The following is a 22,009-nucleotide window of genomic DNA, read 5'->3' as shown; positions in this document are numbered from 1 at the left end:
CAGCACGTCAGCTCAGCGGAGTTCCGCAAGAGGGTCTTGCGTCGAGTTGCTGATGGCGTTGCGCTAGCCGCGCCGCTTCAAGGCGAAGCCCAAGCTGATCCAGCCGGCGCCGGCCATCATCAGATCGATACCGAGGAACAGGCCGAGGATATAGACGCTGTTCACCGGCCACCGCGCCACGATCAAGAGGCCGAGCAGCAGCGTGACGGCGCCCGAGAGCGCCACCCACACCCAAGGGCTCTCGCGCTTCATGCTGAAGGCGAGAAACAGCCGCACCGCGCCCGAGGCGATCAGCGACGCGCCCAAGAACAATGTCAGCAGGACTGCCGCGAACAGCGGGTTCGCGAAGGTCAGGAAACCGGCGACGACATAGAGCACGCCGAGCAAGGCCCAGATCAGAAACTTGCCCCAGCTCTTCATCTGGAATGCACCGATGATCTCCGTCACGCCGGCGACGATCATCATGGCACCGACCACGATCACGCTCGCCACCGTCGCCATCACCATGCTGCCGAGCGCGACGAAGCCGGCGATGAGGTAAACGACGCCGAGTGCGACGATCCAGCCCCATTTGCCGTGCAGCGCAGAGATGCCCGAGCCGAGACTGGGATGATGGGACGCATCTGAAGCACTTGTCATGGGCCACTCCTGCATGCGAAGCTCGGGGGCACGCGCCACGTTAGCACGCACCATGCCGGGACGACAGCCAGCAGAGCAGCCCTCACCTGCGGCGACGTTGACACAAATCAAGATCGAATGCGGCGCGTCAGCCGCGCTGAGGTAACGCGTCAATCGCCCGAATTGGCGAGCCCCAGCCGAGTCGGGGCTGCCTATGACGCAGCCGCTTTCCGGACGTCGATCACGGCCTGCGCCCATTCGGCGGGCCGCTCCTGCGGCAGGTTGTGACCGGCATCGGTGAACACCCGCCGCTCGAAAAATGCCTCGAACTTGCGCGCATGGTGGGCGGTGCCGGGATTGACGCCGTCGCTGTCGCCGTCGATCGCAATCGTCGGCACACGGATCGGCGGCTGCGCGGCGAGCTTTGCCTCAATTCCCGCATAGGCGGGATCGCCCGCCACCAGGGCATAGCGGTGGCGGTAGGAGTGGATCACGACGTCGACGAAGTCAGGATTGTCGAACGACAAAGCGCTCGTCTCGAACGTCGCGTCGTCGAAGGTCCATTTCGGCGACCACATCGTCCAGAGCTGACGCGCAAAGCCGCGGCGGTTGCGCTCCAGCGCGCGGCGGCCGCGTTCGTTGTGGAAGAGATATTGATACCAGAACGCCGCCTCCTCCGGCGGCGAAGCCGGCTCCATGGATCGGGCGATGTTCTGGATGTTGTAGGAATTGCCGGAGACGAGACCGATCACGCGCTCCGGATACAGCGCCGAGACCACGCAGGCAGCGCGACCGCCCCAATCATAGCCGCCGACGATGGCGCGCTTGATCCCGAGCACATCCATGAAGGCCAGAAGATCGGCGCCGAGCGCCGCCTGCTCGCCGGAGCGCAGCGTCTCGGCGAAGCGAAACCGCGTCGGCCCGTAGCCGCGCAGCCAGGGCACGAGCACGCGTGCGCCGGCCTCGGCGAGGATCGGCGCGGTCTCGGCATAGGCGTTCACGTCATAGGGAAAGCCGTGCCCCATGATGCAGGGCCAGCCGTCCGGCGCACCGTATTCGCGATAGGCGATGTCGAGGATGTCCGTGGTGACGGTTTTTTGTTGCATGATTTGCTCACGGCGTTGGGGCCACGTAGCCTGGATGGAGCGCAGCGCAATCCGGGACGCCAGCATCCGCGAATCCCGGATTTCGCTTTCGGCGCAATCCGGGCTACGAGAGCCTGATCTATTTCTGCGGACCGGACAGCGAGATGTCGCGCTCGGCGCGGAACACGTTGCTGTAGAGATTGGCGATCCATTGCCGGCCGATCTCGGTCTTGTTGAGATAGCCGATCTCGGTCTGGATGTGCGGTGCGACGCTGTTCCAATAGAATTGCGGGTAGCGGTTCACGATATCGGCGGGCGAGTCGTAGCCGAGCTGGCGGTTGATGCCGACCTCCTCGAACTCGTAATAGAGCGCGTTGGCCTTGCGCAGATAGTTGGGGTCGCCGAGCTGGCCGATGAAGTCGGCCGCACGCAGGATCGAGGCCTCCTCATCATATTCCTGCCCTTCACGGGCGGGAAAGCGCGTGCCCTCGATGGCGCGGGCGATCCGCTCGGAGTCGATACCGCGGATAGGGGGCAATCGCCGCCGCACAAAGAGTTTCGAGCGATCGACGTGATACATCATCAAACTGGCATCCGATGCACCGCGCGGTAGCGACACCTTGGTCCCGGCCTCGTCGACGATGAAACCGTCTTCGTCATCCTCCGGAAACAGGCCGCGGACATAGCCAATGTCGTGCGCAAGACAGGCGATCAGGATGTGAAGGTAGTCCTCCGCCGCAAGATGCGCATGGAGATTGCGTCCCGTGAGGATCGCGTGAGCGGCCAGCGTCACGAGCATGGTATGCTCGATGTTGTGGTAGAGCGCGTCGCTGTTGCCGATACACTCCATCGCTGTGCGCGTCGAGCCCTCCAGGACCCGGGCGGAAGGTTCGTCGTACCGGCGACGCATGAACGTACCCAGCATCTTCTCCAGAGTTTCCGCCGCCAGTCTCGGTAAGGTTATCATGGACGCAGCCCCGTCCGCCGCTGGTATCCCATGCCATCTCCCGACGTCTCATTCTTGTCCTCGAGGCAACGGGGAGCATAGCCCATCTTGGGCCCGGTAACCAAACGTCGAGGACGAAAATACGTAAATACCTTGCCGTCCCGCTGCGCAACATCACGGTTGCCGTCACAGTTCAGCACAACCCAAAGCAGCCGGAAAGCGCCGCTGCCGCTCAGGGCGCGGCACCGCAGGAAATTGGCCGGGCGAGCCGGCTACTCCACCTGCAGCACGTCGACGGCGACGCCGAGCTTCTGCTTGGGCGAGCCGACGATGATGCCGTCGACCGGCGAGACGTCGGAAAAATCGCGTCCCATTGCAAGCACGATGTGATCGTTGCCGATGAGGAGGTCGTTGGTCGGATCGAGATCGATCCAGCCAAGCTCGGCCCCGCACCACAGCGACACCCAGGCATGGGTGGCGTCGGCACCTTGCAGCCGCGGCTGGCCCGGCGGCGGAATGGTGCGCAAATAGCCGCTGACATAGGCCGCGGGCAGGCCGAGCCCGCGCAGCCCGGCAATCATGACATGGGCAAAGTCCTGGCAGACGCCGTGACGCTTGTCGAACACCTCGTCGAGCGGCGTCGAGATCACGGTTGCCTTCGGATCGTAGCGGAATTCGCTGCGGATGCGTCGCATGAGGTCGACGGCGCCGGTGAGGATGCCCGCGCCGGGCGGAAAGCTCATCCCCGCATAGGCGCTGACCGGGCGCAGCACCGGCACCAGGGGGCTGGCAAAGACATAGCCGACCGGCGAGGACGGCCCGAGGCTGGTGGCTTCGAACGCGATGTCGCGAATGCTCTCCCAGGCCGGGCTGACCGCATCGCGCGCCGGCGGCCGGCGCGAGATCGAAACCCGCGAGCGCGAGTCGATGCGCAGATTGCGATGCGCGGCTTCGATCGTCACGCTCTCGGTCAGCGTGCCGAAGAAGTCGCGCCGCACGTTGCGCTCGGCCGGGCGCGGATGGATCTCGACCTCGTGCGAGATCAGCTCCTGGCCGGCGCCGCTTCTGGGCTCCAGCCGCAGCGTGCAGCGGGCGAAGCTGACGGGATTTTCGTACTCGTAGGTGGTGACGTGACGGATGTCGTAGATCACGCCAGCCCCGTCAGCTTTTCCGGCCGGGCGGCATTGGGGCCATGCGGGAAGTAGTGCTGGCCGATCGCTTCGGCGAGGCTGAGCAGATCCTGCTCCAGCGCGAACAGCGTCTTGACCTCGAGCTTCTCGGCCTCGGCGGTCGCGAGCATCGCCTGCATCGCCACCGCAAGACGCTGCGGCTTCTCGATCAGGCCATGCTCCTTCAGGCTCGGCAGCGCGGCGATGTGCTCGTTCAGCGTCGTCACCTGAAACGCCACCGACCGCGGATTGTAGCCATCGAGCACCGCGAGGTCGCGCACCGGGGCGAGGATCGGCGCCAGCAGATAGCGGGAGCGGTAGGTGATCTGACAATCCACCAGCGTCAGCAGGATGTCGAGGTCCTCGTCGCCGGCCTCGTCGTAGGCGAACTGACGGGTGAAGCGCGTGGTGTTGATGGCGCGCTCGACACGGCGGCCGATGTCGAGGAAACGCCAGCCGGCGGCGCGGTTCATGTTCTCCTGCGCAAGCCCTGCGAAGCTCGCCAGCTCCTGCAAGGTCAACTCGGCGGCGCTCAGCACGCTGTCGTCGTCCTCCACCTCGATGGCGAGGCGCTCGGCCATTTCCGTGATCACCTGCCAGGCATCAGGCGACAGCCGCTCGCGCAAGGAGGTCGCCGTGCGCTGCGCCGCGCGCACCAGCGACAGGGCCGAGCCGAAACGCGCCTCGCTCTGCAACGCTTCGGCGACGATGCGCCCCGCGGCCGCGCGCGAGGTTTGCGAGACCGCGCCCCAGGCCACCAGCAGGCGCTGGATGCGTTCGGCCGATTGCACCGAGGCCGCGGTGCCCTTGTTCGGCCCGCTCGGCGAACCAAGCGCGCGCACCAGGCGCAGCGTCGCCTCGGCGCGCTCGAGATAGCGGCCGAGCCAGAACAGATTGTCGGCGGCGCGGCTCGGCAGCACGCCGGCGATGCGGCGGATGCGGACCTTGTCGGTTGCCGGCAGCAAGGTCGCGGTCGAGACCTGCTTGTCGGAGACCACCCAGACGTCGGCGGCGCGCGCGCCGTCGCCCATCGACACCGCGCGCGCGTCCGGCTGCTCGGCGATTCGGCAGAAGCCGCCGGGCATGATGGCCCAGCCGTCCGGAGTTGCGGCCGCGAACACGCGCAGCACGAAGGGGCGCGGCGTGATCTGGCCCTGCTCCCACACCGGCATGGTCGAGAGCCGCACCACCTCCTGGCCGACATAGTCCATGCCGCGCGCGCTGATCGCATCGATCAGGCGCTGCCGTCCGCTCGCGTCGAGCTCGCTCGCGAGCACCGGACCAAGCGAGTCGAAGCCGGGAACGCCGCGCCGATAGGCGCCTTCGATCGCAACTTCGTCGAGCCGCGCCAGCACCTCGTCGCGCGCCACGCGCTGGCCGCACCACCAGGTCGCGATGTGCGGCATCTTCAGGTCTTCGCCGAGCAGGCGGCGGCTCAGCGCCGGCAGGAAGCCGAGCAGCGCCCGCGCCTCCAGAACGCCCGAGCCCGGCATGTTGGCGACGACGACGCCGTCCTTGCGCAAGACGTCGATCAGGCCGGGCACCCCGAGCCGCGAGGAGGCATCGAGCTCGAGCGGGTCGAGCGAGTTGGAATCGACCCGGCGCAGGAGGACATCCAAGCGCTTCAGGCCGGCGACGGTGCGGATGTGGACCCGGTTGTCGCTGACCGCGAGATCGTCGCCCTCGACCAGGAGAAAGCCGAGATAGCGCGCCAGCGTCGCATGCTCGAAATAGGTTTCGCTGAAGCTGCCGGGGGTGAGCACGCCGATCCTGGGCTCGTCGCGATCGGCGCGCGCGCGCAAGCTGTCGCGGAACGCCTCGAAGAACGGCGCGACGCGCGGCACGTTCATCGACTTGTAGAGATCGGAGAAGGCGCGCGACAGCACAAGGCGGTTCTCCAGCGCGTAGCCCGCACCCGATGGCGCCTGGGTGCGGTCGCCGAGCACCCACCAGCGGCCGTCGGGTCCGCGGCCGACATCGGCGGCATAGATCGAGAGATAGCGTCCGCCGGGCGGCGGCACGCCGCAGACCGGACGGAGATATTCGGGACTGCCGGCAATCGCCGCAGCCGGGAGCGCGCCTTCGGCCGCGAGGCGCCCCTCGCCATAGATGTCGCGCAGCACGCGCTCGAGCAGCTCGGCGCGCTGGGTGATGCCGGCGCAGAGCTGCTGCCAGTCGGCTTCATCGATCAATAGCGGCAGGTGGCTGAGCGACCAGGGCCGGTCAGCGCCGTCGCCGGGCGCGCGGTAGGTGACGCCGGCCTCGCGCAAGTGACGGTCGGCCATGCCGAAGCGCCGCTCGATCTCGTCGGGCGCCAGCGCGCCGAAGGCGTCGAAGAAGCGGCTCCAGACCGCGCGCGGGGTGCCGTCCGGGCCTAAGAACTCGTCGGGGATACCGGGCAGCCGGCTATAGTCGCGGACCCATTGCGCGAGGCGGCGCTGGCCTTCACGCTGGCCTTCACGTTGGTCTTGCGCCTTCCCCGCCTTGTCGTCCTGCTCGGCTGCGCCCTCGGCCATGCCCCTCTCCGTGCCCCACCATCATACTCATTGCAGGAGCGGGGTCCGCAAGTCGAGGGTCAGCGGAAACTCATTTGTGCGTTCCTCGGGCGGCGGCTGCATCGGACCGGGGGTGTGGCCGTGGTCCTGGAAGCGTGCCAGCCGCCGGGCCTCGGCCTCGTAGGTGTTGACCGGCTTGGTGTCGTAGTTGCGCCCACCGGGATGGGCGACGTGGTAGACGCAGCCGCCGAGCGAGCGGCCGTTCCAGGTATCGATCAGGTCAAAGGTCAGCGGCGCGTGGACGGGGATGGTCGGGTGCAGGCCGGAGGCCGGCTGCCAGGCCTTGAAGCGGACGGCGGCCACGGCCTCGCCGGAGCGGCCGGTCGGGGTCATCGGCAGGCGGCGGCCGTTGCAGGTGACGACGTGGCGGCCCTCGACGAAGCCTTCGGCCTTGACCTGGAGCCGCTCGACCGAGCTGTCGACATAACGCACGGTGCCGCCGGCCGAGCCCTCCTCGCCGAGCACGTGCCAGGGCTCCAGCGCCTGGCGCAGCTCCAGCGTCACGCCGCCATGATGGACGCGGCCAAAGGCGGGGAAGCGGAATTCGAGCTGGGCCAGATACCATTCCGGCTCGAACGGATAGCCCGATTGCTTCAGCTCGCCGAGCACGTCGAGAAAATCTTCCCAGATGAAATGCGGCAGCATGAAGCGGTCGTGCAGCGCGGTACCCCAGCGCACGAACTTGCCGCTCAGCGGCTCGCGCCAGAACTTTGCGATCAGCGCGCGGATCAGGAGCTGCTGCGCCAGCGACATGCGCGGATCCGGCGGCATTTCGAGCGCGCGGAATTCGACGAGGCCAAGCCGGCCCGTGGGTCCTTCCGGCGAATAGAGCTTGTCGATGCAGATCTCGGCGCGGTGGGTGTTGCCGGTGATGTCGACCAATAGATGCCGGAACAGTCGGTCCACCAGCCACAGCGGCGCCTGAGTGCCCGCCGGCGGCACGTGCGAGAGCGCGATCTCGAGCTCGTAGATGCTGTCGTGGCGCGCCTCGTCGATGCGCGGCGCCTGGCTGGTCGGGCCGATGAACAGGCCGGAGAAGAAATAGGACAGCGCGGGATGGCGCTGCCAATACAGCACTAGGCTCTTCAGAAGATCGGGCCGGCGCAGGAACGGCGAATCCTGCGGAGAGGAGCCGCCGACCACGACGTGATTGCCGCCGCCGGTGCCGGTGTGACGGCCGTCGACCAGGAAGCGGTTGGCGCCGAGCCGCACCTTTGCCGCATCCTCGTAGAGGCCGGTGGTGATCTCGACGGCATCTCGCCAGCTCTTCGCCGGCTGGATGTTGATCTCGATGACGCCAGGGTCGGGCGTCACCTTGATCACCTCGATGCGCGGATCGAACGGCGGCGGATAACCCTCGACGTGGACCGGAAGCTGCATCTCCTCGGCGGTGTCCTCGAGCGCCGAGATCAGCTCGAGATAATCCTCGATGCGCTCGACCGGCGGCAAGAAGGCGCAGATCACGTCCTCGCGGATCTCCACGGCCATCGCGGTACGCACGGGAATCGCCGTGTTAAGATGCTCCGGCGCCGTGCGCGGCGGCGATGGCGGGCGCGCCATGCGGGTGAACACCGGCAGCTTGCCGCGCGGCTCCATCGGATCCTGCTCGACGATGTACGGATATTGGTTGGGCGGGACGTGACCGAGCGAGCCGATCGGCAGGCGCAGGCCGAGCGGTGAATCCCCGGGCGTCAGGAACAGATGATTGCGCCGCAGCGGCCAGCGTTCGCTGCGCCAGCGCGGCGGCGCATTCCAGCGCTGGATCGGCAGCACGAAGCCGCGCGGCGTGTTCAGGCCCTGGTCGAACACCCGCGCCATGCGTGCGCGCGCTTCGGGATCGGACAGCTTGGAATCGGTGGGATCGACGTTGACCGGAAGCTCCGCTTCCTTCTGCAGCCAGTAGGCGGGATCCTCATAGGCCGGCATGATGTAGCCGAGGTCGAGGCCGAGCCGCGCCGCCGTGCCTTCCATGAAAGCTTCGGCATCTTTGACCTCTGGCCGCCGCGGAGTCTCGATTCTAGCGATGAGGTCGGCGTTCTTCCAGATCGGCACGCCGTCCTTGCGCCAATACAGGCCGAAGGCCCAGCGCGGCAGGCTCTCGCCCGGATACCATTTGCCCTGGCCGTAATGCAGCAGCCCGCCCGGCGCGAAGCGCGTGCGCAGGCGGCGGATCAGATCGTCGCCGAGCGCACGCTTGGTCGGGCCGACGGCCTCCGTATTCCATTCGCCGGCCTCGAGATCGTCGACCGAGACGAAGGTCGGCTCGCCGCCCATGGTGAGCCGCACGTCCTGCGTAGCGAGATCGCCGTCGACCTGCTCGCCGAGATCGTTGAGGCGCGCCCAGGATTCGTCGGAAAACGGCTTTGTGATACGCGGCGCCTCGCGGATCCGCTTCACGCTCATGTCGAAGGAGAACTCGACCTCGGCAAAGCCGGCCCCGCCGGAGATCGGCGCCGCCGAACGGTAGTGCGGCGTGGCAGCGACCGGGATGTGCCCCTCGCCTGCGAGCATGCCCGAGGTCGCGTCGAATCCGATCCAGCCTGCGCCCGGCAGATAGACCTCGGCCCAGGCGTGCAGATCGGTAAAATCGTTCTCGACTTCCGGCGGTCCCTCGATCGGATCGATGTCGGGACGGATCTGGACCAGATAGCCGGAGACGAAGCGGGCGGCGAGCCCGAGATGGCGCAAGGTCTGGATCAGCAGCCAGGCGGAATCACGGCATGAGCCTGCGCCGGAGGCAAGCGTCTCCTCCGGCGTCTGCACGCCCGGCTCCATGCGGATGATGTAGCGGACCTTCTTCTGGATCTCGCGATTGAGGTCGACCAGGAAATTGACGGTGTTTGGGGCCTCGTGCGGGATCGAATCGAGGAACTTGGCGAACAGACGGTCGGGCTTGAGGGTCTCGAGATAAGGGGCAAGCTCCGTCTTGAGGTCCTTGGGATAATCGAACGGAAAGCTGTCGGCATAGGGCTCGACGAAGAAGTCGAACGGGTTGACCACGGTCATCTGCGCGGTGAAGTCGACCTCGAATTTCAGCTCGGTGGTCTTCTCCGGAAAGACGTAGCGCGCCAGCCAGTTGCCCTGCGGGTCCTGCTGCCAGTTCACGAAATGATTGGAAGGCGTGACCTTGAGCGAATAGCTCAGGATCGGCGTGCGCGTATGCGGCGCCGGCCGCAGCCGGATGGTTTGCGGGCCAAGGTCGATCGGGCGGTCGTATTTGTAGTGCGTGACGTGGTGTAGCGCGACGTAGATCGACACGGGGTGCGGTGCTCCAGCAGCTTTTTTGAGCAGAACACCTGAGGTCAATGCGATCAAGCACTAACAACGGGCACAGCGTGCCTAGGTAAGGTGCGGGGCAGGCGCTTCTTCCTTCTCCCCTTGTGGGAGAAGGTGGCGCGAAGCGCCGGATGAGGGCTATGTCTCCGCTCGCAAAACCGTTCGTGAGGACAGAGACCCCTCACCCGTCTCGCCGCTTCGCGGCGAGGCACCCTCTCCCACAAGGGGAGAGGGAAAGGAGCGCGGGCTCGGGCCGAAAGTCTTACGCCGCCGACGTCAACCGCTGCAGGAACTGGGTCACTTCGCGGCGGAGCGTCTCGACTTCGCCGTGGACGCGTTCGGAGGCGCTGTTGACGCGGCCGGCGACGCGGCCGGTGTCGGCGGCGGCTTCGCTGATGCCCGTCACGTTGGAGGAGACCTGCGAGGTGCCGGCGGAGGCTTCGTGAACGTTGCGGGCGATCTCGCGCGTCGCCGCCCCCTGCTGCTCGATCGAGGCCGCAATCGAGGCGGTGATGCCGTTGATCTCGGCGATGGTCTGCGCGATCGCCTCGACGGCCGCGACCGAATTGGTGGTCGATTGCTGCATCTCGCCGACCTTGGCGCTGATCTCCTCGGTTGCCTTCGCAGTCTGGTTGGCGAGGCTCTTGACCTCGGAGGCAACCACCGCGAAGCCGCGGCCGGCTTCGCCCGCGCGGGCCGCCTCGATGGTGGCGTTGAGCGCGAGCAGGTTGGTCTGCGAGGCGATCTCGCTGATCAGCTTGACGACGTCGCCGATCTGCATCGCGGCGTCCGCAAGGCTCCGGATCTCGCTGCCGGCGCGATTGGCTTCGTTCACCGCCCGCCCCGTGCTCGCGGTCGAGCCGGCCACCTGGCGGTTGATCTCGGCGATCGACGATGCGAGCTGCTCGGCGGCGCTGGCAACGGTGGCAACATTGCGCGAGGCCTGGTCGGACGCACTGAGCACGCCGGAGGTCTGCAGGCTGGTCTTCTCCGCCGCCGCCGCCATCTGGCCGGCATCGGATTCGAGATCGGTCGCGGCGCCCATGAGCGTGCCGGCAACCTGGTCGAGATGCGTGCCGAACTGCCTGGCGAGGTCCGCGATCTCGACGACCCGGCGGCCGAGGCTGTCGGTGCCGGCATTGACGACGGTCGCCGAGCGGCGGAACGAGCCGGGCAAGCCCCGCGCGAGGATCTTGCGGAAATATTTGCCGCGGCTGGCATACTCCATCGACGCCGAGGCTTCGCGGACATAGGCGTCGGTGATGTCGAGCATGTCGTTGACCGACTTCTGGATCGCGCCGATCCGCCCGGCCTGCCGCTCACTCAGGATCCGCGCCTCGAGATCACCGTGCGCCGCCTTGCGGCACACATCGGCCACCTCGTCGACGGCAACCGCTGTGCGGTGCTGGCACCAGACGGCATAGCCGGAGAGCGCGATCGTCGTGCCAAGCAGAGCGGCACTCGTGATTCCGGTCATACCGAGAAGCGAGAGAACGAACGCAACGACGGCAAGACCACACGCGAGCGCGGTCGCTCCCTGCGCCTTAGAGAGAGAGCACAAATTCATCGTAACCGACACCCTGTTGCTTGAGCAGCCCGACCATCGCCTCGAAGCTCGCCTGCATGCCCTCCTTGGCGTTGGCATGCCGCGCCTCTTCGGCGCACAGCGTCTTGTAGATCGGCTTGATGCGCTCGATCTGCGCGGGATCCGGCTTGCGACGGTTGGAGTGATAGCCGACGATGTTGCCGCGCTCATCGAATGTCGGCGTGACGTGGGCGAACACCCAGTAATGGCTGCCGTCCTTCGCCAGGTTGACGACGTAGGCGAAGATCTCCTGCTTGGACTGCAGCGTGTCCCAGAGCAGCTTGAAGACGGCGCGCGGCATGTCGGGATGGCGGATCACGCTGTGGGGCGCGCCCATCAGCTCCTTCCACGAGTACTTCGCCATGCGGATGAAGACGTCGTTGGCGTAGGTGATGCGGCCCTTGAGATCGGTCTTCGATACGATCAGCTCTTCCTCACCAAGGAGATTTTCCACCCCCGTGGGACGTATTGCTTGCATCGGTTCGATTCCTCAAGTCACGGCCGGCCCCACGACGCTGTGGTGCCGCATCACTCCCGTCTCTACGGCAACAATGTTAACCAGGTGTAAGCCGGGGAACCTTTGCGAGCCGCGCCCGCCTCCGTATCACTACTTAGCGAACGGCCGTTGCATGTCGGATCGCTACACGCGGTCCGGTTCGGTCGCGATCATCGGCTTCCTGCGCCCCTTGATTGCGCTGCGAGGCGGCGCTCGCAGAGCGCGACTACATGGTCGCGCCCAGCACCCAGGGCGCGAACTCGGCGCCACCGAAATCAAAGCTCTCGCTCTTGGTCGGCTGACCCGAGGCAGTCTTGAGGATGAGTTCGAAGATGCGCTGGCCGCATTGTTCGACGCTCTCCTCGCCTTCGAGGATGGTGCCGCAATTGACGTCCATGTCCTCTTCCATGCGCTTGTACATGGGCGTGTTGGTGGCGAGCTTGATCGACGGCGCCGGCTTGCAGCCGAACACGCTGCCGCGGCCCGTGGTGAAGCAGACGAGGTTGGCGCCGCCGGCGACCTGGCCGGTCGCGGCGACCGGATCGTAGCCGGGCGTGTCCATGAACACGAACCCCTTCTTGGTGACGGGCTCGGCGTAGCGCAGCACCTCGACGAGGTTGGTGGTCCCGGCCTTCGCCATCGCACCGAGCGACTTCTCCAGAATGGTGGTGAGGCCGCCGGCCTTGTTGCCGGGGCTCGGATTGGCGTTCATCTCGGCACCTTCGCGCGTCGTGTATTCGTCCCACCAGCGCATGAGATCGACCAGCTTCTCGCCGACCTCGCGGCTGACCGCGCGGCGCGTCAAGAGATGCTCGGCGCCGTAGGTCTCCGGCGTCTCCGACAGGATCACGGTGCCGCCGTGGCGCACGATGAGATCGCTGGCCGCCCCAAGCGCGGGATTGGCGGATACGCCGGAATAGCCGTCGGAGCCGCCACATTGCAGCGCCACGGTCAGCTCGCTCGCCGGCACCGTCTCGCGCTTGACCTTGTTGGCGTCAGTCAGCGCCTCGCGCACGAAGGCGATGCCGGCTTCGACCGTCTTGCGGGTGCCCCCGACCTCCTGGATATCCATCGCGCGCAGGCGTCCGGCGAGCTTCTGCTCTTCCATCAGGCCACCGATTTGGTTCACCTCGCAGCCGAGGCCGAGCACGATGACGTGGGAGAAGTTGACGTGCCGCGCATAGCCGCCGAGCGTGCGGCGGAGCAGCGCCAGCGGCTCGTTCTGCGTCATGCCGCAGCCGGTCTTGTGGGTCAGCGCGACCACACCGTCGACGTTGGGGAAGTCGGCGAGCGGATTGTCGCCGGTGAAGGGATTCTTCTTGAAGACGTCGGCGACGAGGCTGGCGACATGCGCGCTGCAATTCACCGAGGTGAGGATGCCGATGTAATTGCGCGTGGCGACGCGGCCGTCCGGACGGCGGATGCCTTCGAAGGTCGCCGGCAGGTCGAAATTTGGCGTCGGCTTGACGTCGATGCAATAGGCATAGTCCTTGGAGAAATCACCCATGCCGCAGTTCTGCGTGTGCACGTGCTGGCCCGGCGCGATGGCTTGCATGGCAAAGCCGATGATCTGACCGTAGCGCCTGATCGGCTCGCCTTCGGCGATCGGCTTGATCGCGACCTTGTGGCCGGAGGGGATGCGGTCGACCGTGGTCACGCCGTCGGCGACCACCGTCCCCGGCGGCAGGCTCGCGCGCGCGATCACCACGCCATCATCGGGATGCAGGCGGATGACGGGGCTGATGGTCATGGGAGTCTCCTTTGGAGGCGAATAGCGAATAGCGAATAGCGAGTAGCGAATGGAAAAAGGGAGTAGCCCTATTCGCTACTCCCCATTCGCCATTCGCGGGATTTTACGCCTTGCCGCCCGAATCCTTGCGGGTCGCGTTCACCTGCATCTTGGCGTAGGTCGTCATCAGGCCGACCTCGTTCGATAGCGTCACCAGCTTGAAGCCCATGTTGATGGCGCGCGCTGCGCCTTCGGCGCCGCTGCAATGGATGCCCGGGTTGAGGCCGCGCTTGCCGCACTCCTTGATGATCTTCTCGTAGATCGCAAGGATCTCGGGCTCGCTGCGGTCGAGCTTGGGCTCGAGACCGTAGGAGAAGCCGAGATCGGACGGGCCGATATAGACGCCGTCGATGCCTTCGACGTCGAGGATCGCTTCCATGTTCTCGACCGCGGTCCGCGTCTCCATCATCGGCAGCAGCACGATCTCGTCGTTGGCCGTCTTCTGATAGGAGCCCGCGGTGCCGTACATGCCGGCGCGGATCGGGCCGTTTGAGCGCACGCCCTTGGGCGGATATTTCGAATAGGAGACCAGGTTCCGGGCTTCCTGCGGCGTATTGACCATCGGGCAGATCACGCCATAGGCGCCGCCGTCGAGCACCTTGCCGATGATGCCGGGCTCGTTCCAGGGCACGCGGACCATCGGGGTGATCGGATGCTTGTCCATGGCCTGGAAGCACTGCACCATCGAGAGATAGTCCTGCACGCCGTGCTGCATGTCGACCGTGACGCTGTCGAAGCCGCATTGCGCGATCATCTCGGCCGAGAAGCCGGAGGGTATGGCAAGCCACGCGTTGACGACCGCCTTGCCCGACTTCCAGATCTCTTTGACTCTATTGGCCACGTTGCCTTTCCTTCCCTGTTGCTCTCACTTCGCCGCGGATCGGTTGGGCCGCACTTTGAGCGAAAAAAAGCGTGAATGTCCATGGCTCTCGCCGCGCACGCACGCATATCAGGGTTCATCCCTCCGCGAGGGTATCATCCGTGCTTCCGAGCCCCGCAAGGCTCCGTTCGAGCTCGCCGAGCATCTCCTGCAATTCGGCGAGCTTGCGCGCGCCAAAGCGCCGCGTGATCTCGGCATAGATCGCCTCCGACGTCGGCGCGACCGACGCCATCAGCTTCAGCCCCTCCTTCGAGATCGAGACCATGCTGCGGCGCTGGTCGGCTTTCGCGGTCTTGCGCTCGATCAGGTTGCGGGCCTCGAGATCGCGCAGGATGCGCGACAGGCTCGGCCCGAGCAGGAACGCGGTGCGCGCGAGTTCCGTGACCTCGACCGCCTCGATCGCCGCCAGCGCCCGCAGAATGCGCCATTGCTGCTCGGTCAGGCCGTGCTCGCGCAGCGAGGGACGAAACTGCCGCATCACCGCTTCCCGGGCCCGCAGCAGCGACATCGGCAGCGAGCGCGAGAAATCGCGCATCGGCACCTGGCGTGCGGCAGGCGGGTGACCGTTGGCGGGATCGGCGGATTTCTTCGTCATGACGCCTTTCAAGCCGCAGAACGTTTGCAGTGCAGCAAACCGAATTTGTGTTTGACGCATTCACTTAACATGTTAAGCATCTCACGGCACCACGATTTGTAAGATCGCCAATGGCGCTTTCCAACGACGATATCCAGGCTTGCGCGAGGCGTCTGCACCAGGCGGAGAGGACCCGCACGCAGATCCGGCAGCTCTGTCGGTGAGCTGCTACTTCGCGTAAACGAAAGACGACAGGGAGTGAAGCCGCGATGCCGCATTTCACCATCGAATATTCGGCCAATCTCGACGGCCGCCTCGACATCGCCGCGGTGTGCGAGGTCGTGCGCAAGGCGGCGAGCGAGACCGGCATCTTCCCGCTCGGCGGCATCCGCGTTCGTGCCATCCGCTGCGAGCACTATGCGATTGCGGATGCGCGGCAGGACTACAGTTTTCTCGACATGGTGCTGCGCATCGGCGAGGGCCGCGACCTTCCCACCCGTCAGAAAGCCGGCGAGCACGTCTTCCAGGCGCTCTCAAGACATCTCGATCCCGTCTTCGCCGCCAGCAAGTTCGCTCTGTCGTTCGACATGCAGATCAACGACAAGGACACCAGCTGGAAGCGCAACAACATTCACGACGCCCTGAAAGCGGAGGCCGTTCATGGATAAGCCCGCGCCGAAAGCCGATCTGTTCCAGGCCAACCGCGACCGCCTCGCGCCGCTGCTGAAGACTCTGCGCGCGGACGGTATCGGCCACATGATCGACGGCAAGACCGTCGCCTCGATCTCGGGCGACATCTTCGAGACCAGGTCGCCGGTCGATGGTGCCGTGCTCGCCAGCGTCGCGCGGGGCAATGCCGAGGATATCGACGCGGCGGCGACTGCGGCTGCGCTCGCGTTCAAGTCCTGGCGCGACATGGGGCCGGCGATGCGACGTAAGCTGCTGCATCGGGTGGCCGACGCGATCGAGGACAATGCCGACGACATCGCGGTGCTCGAATGCATCGACACCGGCCAAGCCTATCGCTTCATGGCCAAGGCCGCCATCCGCGCCGCCGAGAATTTCCGCTTCTTCGCCGACAAATGCAGCGAGGCCCGCGACGGCCTCAATACGCCGAGCGACGAGCATTGGAACGTCTCCACGCGCGTGCCGATCGGCCCCGTCGGCGTGATCACGCCGTGGAACACGCCGTTCATGCTCTCGACCTGGAAGATCGCCCCTGCCCTGGCGGCCGGCTGCACGGTCGTGCACAAGCCGGCCGAATGGTCGCCGGTGACGGCCTCCATTCTGGCCAAGCTCGTCAAGGAAGCCGGCGTGCCCGACGGCGTGCTCAACACCGTGCACGGCTTCGGCGAGGAAGCGGGCAAGGCGCTGACCGAGCATCCCGCCATCAAGGCGATCGGCTTCGTCGGCGAGAGCGCGACCGGATCGGCCATCATGAAGCAGGGTGCGCCCACGCTGAAGCGCGTGCATTTCGAGCTCGGCGGCAAGAACCCGGTGATCGTGTTCGACGACGCCGATCTCGACCGCGCGCTCGATGCCGTCGTGTTCATGATCTACTCGCTCAACGGCGAGCGCTGCACCTCATCGAGCCGACTGCTGATCCAGCAGAGCATCGCGAAAGAATTCGTGGAGAAGCTGACCGCGCGCGTGAAGGCGCTGAAGGTCGGCCATCCCCTCGATCCCTCAACCGAGATCGGGCCGCTGATCCACGAGCGGCATCTGGCAAAGGTGTGCTCCTATTTCGACGTCGCGCGCCAGGACGGCGCGACCATTGCGGTCGGCGGCAAGCCTTATGACGGGCCGGGCGGCGGGCATTATGTCGAGCCGACGCTGGTCACCGGGGCGCACGGCAAGATGCGCGTGGCGCAGGAGGAGGTGTTCGGGCCGTTCCTGACCGTGCTGCCCTTCCGAGACGAGGCGGACGCAATCGAGATCGCCAACGACATCCGCTATGGCCTCACCGGCTACGTCTGGACCAACGACGTCGGCCGCGCTTTGCGCGTTGCCGACGCGCTGGAGGCCGGCATGATCTGGCTGAACTCGGAGAACGTCCGCCATCTGCCGACGCCGTTCGGCGGCATGAAGGCTAGCGGCATCGGCCGCGACGGCGGCGATTACTCGTTCGACTTCTACATGGAAACCAAGCACGTCTCGCTGGCGCGGGGCACGCACAAGATTCAGAAGCTGGGAATTTAAAGCTTCGTCGTTCCGGAGCGCGAAGCGAATCCGGGACCTCGAGATTCCGGGCTCGGCTCTTCGAGCCGCCCCGGAATGACAGGAGACCGAGGGGAAACGCCAATGCCGGTACCGCAACACATCTTCGAGCCGCCGTTCAACATCATCCGCTCCAGCCACGTCGTGCTCGACGTCACCGATTTGAAGCTGAGCCGGGAGTTCTACGAGACCATTGTCGGCCTCCATGTCGAGGATTTCGACGACAACGCCGTCTACCTGCGCGCGGCCGAGGAGCACCAGCATCACTCGCTGGTGCTACGCAAGGCCGCGGTGCCGGCTTGCGCCCGGCTCGGCTTCAAGGTCGGCAACGACAAGGACCTCGACAAGGCCGCCGCGTTCCTGTCCGAGAACGGCCTTTCCTACGCCTTCGTCGATCAGCCGTTCCAGGGCCGCACGCTGCAATTCACCGACCCCTTCGGCTTTCAGATCGAGCTCTACGCGGCCATGGAGCGGCGGCCGCATCTCTTGCGCCGCTACGACCTCTATCGGGGCTGCCACCCACAGCGGCTCGACCATTTTAACGTCTTCGCGGCCGAAGTGCAGGACACGATGGAATTCTACGCCCGGCTCGGCTTCCGCCTCACCGAATACGCCGAAGAGGACGGGCCGAACGGGCGCATCGCCGCGGCCTGGATGCATCGCAAGGGCAACGTCCACGATTTCGCGATCACCAACGGCAAGGGCCCGCGGCTGCACCACTTCGCTTACTGGACGCCGACCGCGATGAACATCATCCATCTCTGCGACGTCATGGCTTCGCAGGGCTTCGTGAAGAACATCGAACGCGGCCCGGGGCGCCATGGCATCTCGAACGCGTTCTTCCTCTATGTGCGCGATCCCGACGGACACCGCCTCGAACTCTACACCAGCGATTACTTCACGGGGGATCACGATCACGAGCCGCTGCGCTGGTCGCTGCGCGATCCGCGCCGCCAGACGCTGTGGGGCGCCCCTGCTCCGCGTTCCTGGTTCGAACAGGGCTCGCCGTTCACGGGGCAAGCCGTGCGCGAGCCGAAATTCGTGGCCGATGTGCTGGTGGCGGACTGATGAAGCTGCCTCGTCTCGCCACCTATTCCGTCAAGGGTGACATCAGCTATGGCGCCGTCCTGGAGGGCGGCATCGTCGATCTCTCCGCGCGTCATGCGAGAGACTATCCCACGCTGCGCGAGGTGATCGCTGCGGGCAAGCTCATCAGCTTTGCCGAAGAGGCGGCCGGCCGCGCGCCGGATCACGCGTTCACTGAGATCACCTGGTTGCCGCCGATCCCCGCGCCGGAAAAGATCATATGCATCGGCGTCAACTATCCCGATCGTAACGCCGAGTACAGGGATGGACAGGAGGCGCCGAAATATCCGAGCATGTTCATGCGCTCGCCCCGCTCCTTCGTCGGCCACGACACGCCGCTGGTGCGCCCGCGCGCATCGGCGCAGCTCGATTACGAAGGCGAGATCGTGCTGGTGATCGGCAAGCAAGGCCGGCATATACCCGAAAGCACCGCGCTCGACCACATCGCCGCGCTCACGCTCTGCAACGAGGGCTCGGTGCGCGACTGGCTGCGTCACGCCAAGTTCAACGTGACGCAAGGCAAGAACTTCGATTCCAGCGGCAGCCTCGGTCCGTGGCTGGTGCCCTACACGCGGGAAGCGCAGATCGCGGACATCAGGCTCACCACGCATGTCAACGGCGAACTCAGGCAGGACGATCGCACCAGCCGGCTGATATTTCCGTTCCGCTATCTCCTGAACTATATCTCGACCTTCGCAACCCTGGTCCCCGGCGATATCATCGTCACGGGCACGCCGACCGGCGCAGGCGCGCGGTTCGATCCGCCGCGATATTTGAAGCCCGGCGACGTCGTCGAGGTCGAGGCCGAGGGGATCGGTCGCTTGCGCAACGGCGTGATCGACGAAGCCTGACAACAAGCGAAGTGGAATAGCCAAATGACCACCCTCACCGGCGGTGAAGCGATCGTAAGCGGCCTTGTCGCCCACGGCGTCGACACCGTGTTCGGCCTGCCCGGCGCGCAAGTGTACGGCCTGTTCGACGCCTTCCACCAGGCGCAGCTCAAGGTGATCGGCGCGCGGCACGAGCAGGCCTGCGGCTACATGGCATTCGGCTATGCACGCTCCAGCGGCCGGCCCGGCGTGTTCAGCGTGGTGCCCGGCCCGGGCGTGCTCAATGCCAGCGCGGCGCTGCTGACCGCCTTCGGCTGCAACGAGCCGGTGCTGTGCGTCACCGGCCAGGTGCCGACGCAATTTCTGGGCAAGGGCCGCGGCCACCTGCACGAAATGCCCGACCAGCTTGCGACCTTGCGCACCTATGTGAAATGGGCCGAGCGCATCGAACATCCCGGCAATGCGCCGACAGTCGTCGCGCGCGCGTTCCAGGAGATGATGTCGGGACGGCGCGGCCCCGCCTCGGTCGAGATGCCCTGGGACATCTTCACCCAGCGCGCGGCAACAGTGCCTGCGCAGGTGCTGGAGCCGATGCCGGCGCCGCAGCCCGACCCTGATATGATCAAGCAGGCGGCCGCGCTCGTCAGGAACAGCAAGGCGCCGATGATCTTCGTCGGCAGCGGCGCGATCGAAGCGGGTGAGGAGATCCTCGAGCTCGCCGAGATGATCGATGCGCCCGTGGTCGCCTTCCGCAGCGGCCGCGGCATCGTCTCCAACGCGCACGAGCTCGGACTCACCATGGCGGCGGCCTACAAACTGTGGCCGACGACCGATTTGATGATCGCCATCGGCACCCGCGCCGAGCTGCCGGCCTCCGGCTTCCGCTGGCCCTATCAACCGAGCGGCCTGAAATCCATTCGCATCGACATCGATCCGGCCGAGATGCGCCGGCTCGCCGCCGATGTTGCGATTGTCGCCGATGCCAAGGCCGGCGCGGCCGATCTCGTCGCGGCCGTGAAGAAGGTCGGCTACGCCAAGAGCCGCGGCCGGCGCGAAGACATTCGCGAAGCCACCGCGGCCGCGCAAGCCGAGATCCAGCGCATCCAGCCGCAGATGGCCTATCTCAAGATCCTGCGCGAGGTGCTGCCGGCGAACGCGATCGTCACCGATGAATTGTCGCAGGTCGGCTTCGCCTCCTGGTACGGCTTTCCGATCTACCAGCCGCGCACCTTCATCACCTCGGGATACCAGGGCACGCTCGGCTCGGGCTTCCCGACTGCGCTTGGCGCCAAGGTCGCCAATCCCGACAAGCCGGTGGTGGCCATCACCGGGGACGGCGGCTTCATGTTCGGCGTGCAGGAGCTTGCCACCGCCGTGCAGTTCAACATCGGCGTGGTGACGCTGGTGTTCAACAACAACGCCTATGGCAATGTCCGCCGCGACCAGCGCGAACGGTTCGACGGCCGCGTGGTGGCCTCCGATCTCGTCAATCCGGATTTCGTCAAGCTCGCGGAGTCCTTTGGCGTGGCCGCGGCGCGCGTCACCGCGCCGGAGCAGTTCAAGGCGGCGATGGAGAAGGCGCTCGGCCACGGCGGGCCGGTGCTGATTTCCGTCGAGGTGCCCAGGGATTCCGAAGTCAGCCCCTGGGCCTTCATTCACCCGCCGAAGCCTTGAGGCCGGACGCTCCCTGCAGTCGCGCTGCTGCAATCACCAGCAGACCGGCGCCTGCGACCGACCAGCAGGCGACCGGCGCCCAGTGCAGGAGCGGCGCGTATTCCGGTATCTTCTGCAGGCCGCCGGCAACCGCCGCCATCCGCGCGAAGGTGCCGAGGGCGAGTGCCGAGAAGACGAGGCCCGTGACCTTGCCTTCCGCGCCGGTCGAACCGATCGCGAGCGCTGCCGAGACCGCGCTCATCAGCATGCAGCCCCACGCGGCTCCGGCGATAAATTGCGCGGCGATCAGCGTCTCGAGATTGCCGGCGAATTCGGCCGCCGCAATCGCCACCGCACCGAACAGGCCGGCGGCGCCCATCACGACGAGGCCGCCGCGATGCTTGACGACGAGGCTTGCCGGAAACATCGCGATGTTGAAGCCGATCCAGAACACCGGCATCAGCCATTGCAGGTCGCCGGGAGCTGCAAAGCGCAGATAGAACGGCGCGCTGTTCATGGCAAAGTGCAGCTGGTAGCCGAGTGCGAGCGCGATCATCGCGATAATGAAGGCGACTGGGACGAGGCCGAGCGGTTTTGCTGCTTCGTCCGGTGTGGGCGGTGCGGTCTCGCGCGCGACGTCATGCTCGATCCGCGACAGCCCGAGCGCGGTCAGCAGCAGCACCACGCTGGAGATCACGAACGGCAACCGCGCATCGTGCTCGCGCAGCACCACGCCGAGATAGGGCGAGAGAGCGCCGGCGACGCCGTAGCCGAGCATGGCGAGCGCGGCGAGGAACGGCACCTGCGGCCTGGCGCGGTATTTGCCGAGCAAGGTCAGCGGCGGCGCCCGCAGCGCGGAGGACGTGATCGACCAGATCACGATCAGCGCGATGAACCAGCCCTGCGCCGCCGCGCCGGCTCCGGCAACGAAGGGCAGCGCGACGAAGGCGCCGCAGGAGATCGCGGTCACGAGGGCGACGAACAGGCCGAGCCTGCCGACATGGGGCGCGAGCTTGTCGGCGGCGATTCCCATCGCAGTGTCGGCAATGGTGAAGATCGCCTGATCCAGCATCAGGATGAGGATCACGGCGGACGGCGCGATGCCGACTTCGGCGGCGAGCTTTGGCAGGTAGATGACGTAGGTCGTCCAGCCCAGCGTGAACACCAATTGCAGGCCTGCGAGATAAAGCCCCGTGCGGTTCGCCGTGCCCGTGCCGGCCGAGTTCTGCGTGGTCGTCATGTCGCCGCCT

17 protein-coding genes and 1 pseudogene are annotated in these 22,009 nt (G+C 66.1%); 6 read left to right on the top strand and 12 right to left on the bottom strand.

Going from position 1 to position 22,009, the window contains the following annotated elements:
* Window positions 1-63 precede the first annotated feature (63 nt).
* The 11 genes from N2604_RS15505 to hpaR form a co-directional block, all read right to left on the bottom strand.
* Window positions 64-639, bottom strand: coding sequence for an HdeD family acid-resistance protein (locus N2604_RS15505; protein ID WP_260375493.1), 576 nt, complete (start codon window positions 637-639; stop codon window positions 64-66).
* 191 nt (window positions 640-830) lie between these two features.
* Window positions 831-1,724 carry an alpha/beta fold hydrolase gene (locus tag N2604_RS15500; protein WP_260375492.1) on the bottom strand — a complete coding sequence of 298 codons (894 nt, stop codon included), beginning with the start codon at window positions 1,722-1,724 and terminating at the stop codon, window positions 831-833.
* Window positions 1,725-1,842: 118 nt separating this feature from the next.
* Window positions 1,843-2,670, bottom strand: a complete 828-nt coding sequence (locus N2604_RS15495) for a 3',5'-cyclic nucleotide phosphodiesterase (protein ID WP_260375491.1) — start codon at window positions 2,668-2,670, stop codon at window positions 1,843-1,845.
* A gap of 251 nt (window positions 2,671-2,921) precedes the next feature.
* Window positions 2,922-3,800, bottom strand: coding sequence for a transglutaminase family protein (locus N2604_RS15490; RefSeq protein WP_260375490.1), 879 nt, complete (start codon window positions 3,798-3,800; stop codon window positions 2,922-2,924).
* Window positions 3,797-6,334, bottom strand: coding sequence for a circularly permuted type 2 ATP-grasp protein (locus tag N2604_RS15485; protein WP_260375489.1), 2,538 nt, complete (start codon window positions 6,332-6,334; stop codon window positions 3,797-3,799). The genes N2604_RS15490 and N2604_RS15485 overlap by 4 nt, the downstream gene beginning before the upstream one ends.
* A gap of 27 nt (window positions 6,335-6,361) precedes the next feature.
* A complete protein-coding gene (locus N2604_RS15480) occupies window positions 6,362-9,631 on the bottom strand; it encodes a DUF2126 domain-containing protein (RefSeq protein WP_260375488.1) in 3,270 nt (1,089 codons plus the stop codon).
* A 280-nt stretch (window positions 9,632-9,911) separates the two neighbouring features.
* A complete protein-coding gene (locus N2604_RS15475; protein ID WP_260375487.1) occupies window positions 9,912-11,216 on the bottom strand; it encodes a methyl-accepting chemotaxis protein in 1,305 nt (434 codons plus the stop codon).
* Complete coding sequence (locus N2604_RS15470; RefSeq protein WP_260375486.1) at window positions 11,194-11,712, bottom strand: PAS domain-containing protein; 519 nt, start codon at window positions 11,710-11,712, stop codon at window positions 11,194-11,196. The genes N2604_RS15475 and N2604_RS15470 overlap by 23 nt, the downstream gene beginning before the upstream one ends.
* Window positions 11,713-11,956: 244 nt before the next feature.
* Window positions 11,957-13,480 (bottom strand): UxaA family hydrolase, encoded by a 1,524-nt coding sequence (locus N2604_RS15465; RefSeq protein WP_260375485.1) that lies wholly within the window; start codon window positions 13,478-13,480, stop codon window positions 11,957-11,959.
* Window positions 13,481-13,583: 103 nt separating this feature from the next.
* Window positions 13,584-14,360: an HpcH/HpaI aldolase/citrate lyase family protein gene (locus tag N2604_RS15460; protein WP_260375484.1), complete on the bottom strand. Its 777-nt coding sequence runs from the start codon at window positions 14,358-14,360 to the stop codon at window positions 13,584-13,586.
* Between the two features lie 115 nt (window positions 14,361-14,475).
* On the bottom strand, window positions 14,476-14,994 hold the full coding sequence (gene hpaR / locus N2604_RS15455; protein ID WP_260375483.1) for a homoprotocatechuate degradation operon regulator HpaR: 519 nt from the start codon (window positions 14,992-14,994) through the stop codon (window positions 14,476-14,478).
* A gap of 110 nt (window positions 14,995-15,104) precedes the next feature.
* Between hpaR and N2604_RS39415 the strand changes: the two are divergent.
* From N2604_RS39415 to N2604_RS15430, 6 genes and pseudogenes are all read left to right on the top strand, one after another.
* Window positions 15,105-15,188, top strand: a pseudogene (locus N2604_RS39415) (2-oxo-hepta-3-ene-1,7-dioic acid hydratase); the annotation flags it as partial.
* Between the two features lie 54 nt (window positions 15,189-15,242).
* On the top strand, window positions 15,243-15,641 hold the full coding sequence (locus N2604_RS15450; protein WP_260375482.1) for a 5-carboxymethyl-2-hydroxymuconate Delta-isomerase: 399 nt from the start codon (window positions 15,243-15,245) through the stop codon (window positions 15,639-15,641).
* On the top strand, window positions 15,634-17,172 hold the full coding sequence (gene hpaE / locus N2604_RS15445; protein ID WP_260375481.1) for a 5-carboxymethyl-2-hydroxymuconate semialdehyde dehydrogenase: 1,539 nt from the start codon (window positions 15,634-15,636) through the stop codon (window positions 17,170-17,172). Before N2604_RS15450 ends, hpaE begins: the two co-directional genes overlap by 8 nt.
* A gap of 102 nt (window positions 17,173-17,274) precedes the next feature.
* Window positions 17,275-18,258, top strand: a complete 984-nt coding sequence (hpaD, locus tag N2604_RS15440; RefSeq protein ID WP_260375480.1) for a 3,4-dihydroxyphenylacetate 2,3-dioxygenase — start codon at window positions 17,275-17,277, stop codon at window positions 18,256-18,258.
* Window positions 18,258-19,127, top strand: coding sequence for a fumarylacetoacetate hydrolase family protein (locus N2604_RS15435; RefSeq protein ID WP_260375479.1), 870 nt, complete (start codon window positions 18,258-18,260; stop codon window positions 19,125-19,127). Before hpaD ends, N2604_RS15435 begins: the two co-directional genes overlap by 1 nt.
* 24 nt (window positions 19,128-19,151) lie before the next feature.
* Entirely contained in the window at window positions 19,152-20,780 is a 1,629-nt protein-coding gene (locus N2604_RS15430; RefSeq protein ID WP_260375478.1) for a thiamine pyrophosphate-dependent enzyme, read from the top strand.
* Here N2604_RS15430 and N2604_RS15425 read toward each other — a convergent pair.
* Window positions 20,758-21,999 carry an MFS transporter gene (locus tag N2604_RS15425; protein ID WP_260375477.1) on the bottom strand — a complete coding sequence of 414 codons (1,242 nt, stop codon included), beginning with the start codon at window positions 21,997-21,999 and terminating at the stop codon, window positions 20,758-20,760. The genes N2604_RS15430 and N2604_RS15425 overlap by 23 nt on opposite strands.
* Between the last annotated feature and the right edge of the window lie 10 nt (window positions 22,000-22,009).

It is taken from the genome of Bradyrhizobium sp. CB1015 (assembly GCF_025200925.1).
Taxonomy (GTDB): domain Bacteria; phylum Pseudomonadota; class Alphaproteobacteria; order Rhizobiales; family Xanthobacteraceae; genus Bradyrhizobium.
The sequence above is the reverse complement of the archived record's forward strand: the minus strand, read 5'-3'. Positions and strand labels throughout refer to the sequence as shown.

Excerpts from the sequence above, each read along its gene's own strand:
- N2604_RS15505 (WP_260375493.1), bottom strand. The coding sequence starts at position 639 with ATGACAAGTGCTTCAGATGCGTCCCATCATCCCAGTCTCGGCTCGGGC.
- N2604_RS15500 (WP_260375492.1), bottom strand. The coding sequence starts at position 1,724 with ATGCAACAAAAAACCGTCACCACGGACATCCTCGACATCGCCTATCGC.
- N2604_RS15495 (WP_260375491.1), bottom strand. The coding sequence starts at position 2,670 with ATGATAACCTTACCGAGACTGGCGGCGGAAACTCTGGAGAAGATGCTG.
- N2604_RS15485 (WP_260375489.1), bottom strand. The coding sequence starts at position 6,334 with ATGGCCGAGGGCGCAGCCGAGCAGGACGACAAGGCGGGGAAGGCGCAA.
- N2604_RS15475 (WP_260375487.1), bottom strand. The coding sequence starts at position 11,216 with ATGAATTTGTGCTCTCTCTCTAAGGCGCAGGGAGCGACCGCGCTCGCG.
- N2604_RS15470 (WP_260375486.1), bottom strand. The coding sequence starts at position 11,712 with ATGCAAGCAATACGTCCCACGGGGGTGGAAAATCTCCTTGGTGAGGAA.
- N2604_RS15465 (WP_260375485.1), bottom strand. The coding sequence starts at position 13,480 with ATGACCATCAGCCCCGTCATCCGCCTGCATCCCGATGATGGCGTGGTG.
- hpaR (WP_260375483.1), bottom strand. The coding sequence starts at position 14,994 with ATGACGAAGAAATCCGCCGATCCCGCCAACGGTCACCCGCCTGCCGCA.
- N2604_RS15450 (WP_260375482.1), top strand. The coding sequence starts at position 15,243 with ATGCCGCATTTCACCATCGAATATTCGGCCAATCTCGACGGCCGCCTC.
- hpaE (WP_260375481.1), top strand. The coding sequence starts at position 15,634 with ATGGATAAGCCCGCGCCGAAAGCCGATCTGTTCCAGGCCAACCGCGAC.
- hpaD (WP_260375480.1), top strand. The coding sequence starts at position 17,275 with ATGCCGGTACCGCAACACATCTTCGAGCCGCCGTTCAACATCATCCGC.
- N2604_RS15435 (WP_260375479.1), top strand. The coding sequence starts at position 18,258 with ATGAAGCTGCCTCGTCTCGCCACCTATTCCGTCAAGGGTGACATCAGC.
- N2604_RS15430 (WP_260375478.1), top strand. The coding sequence starts at position 19,152 with ATGACCACCCTCACCGGCGGTGAAGCGATCGTAAGCGGCCTTGTCGCC.
- N2604_RS15425 (WP_260375477.1), bottom strand. The coding sequence starts at position 21,999 with ATGACGACCACGCAGAACTCGGCCGGCACGGGCACGGCGAACCGCACG.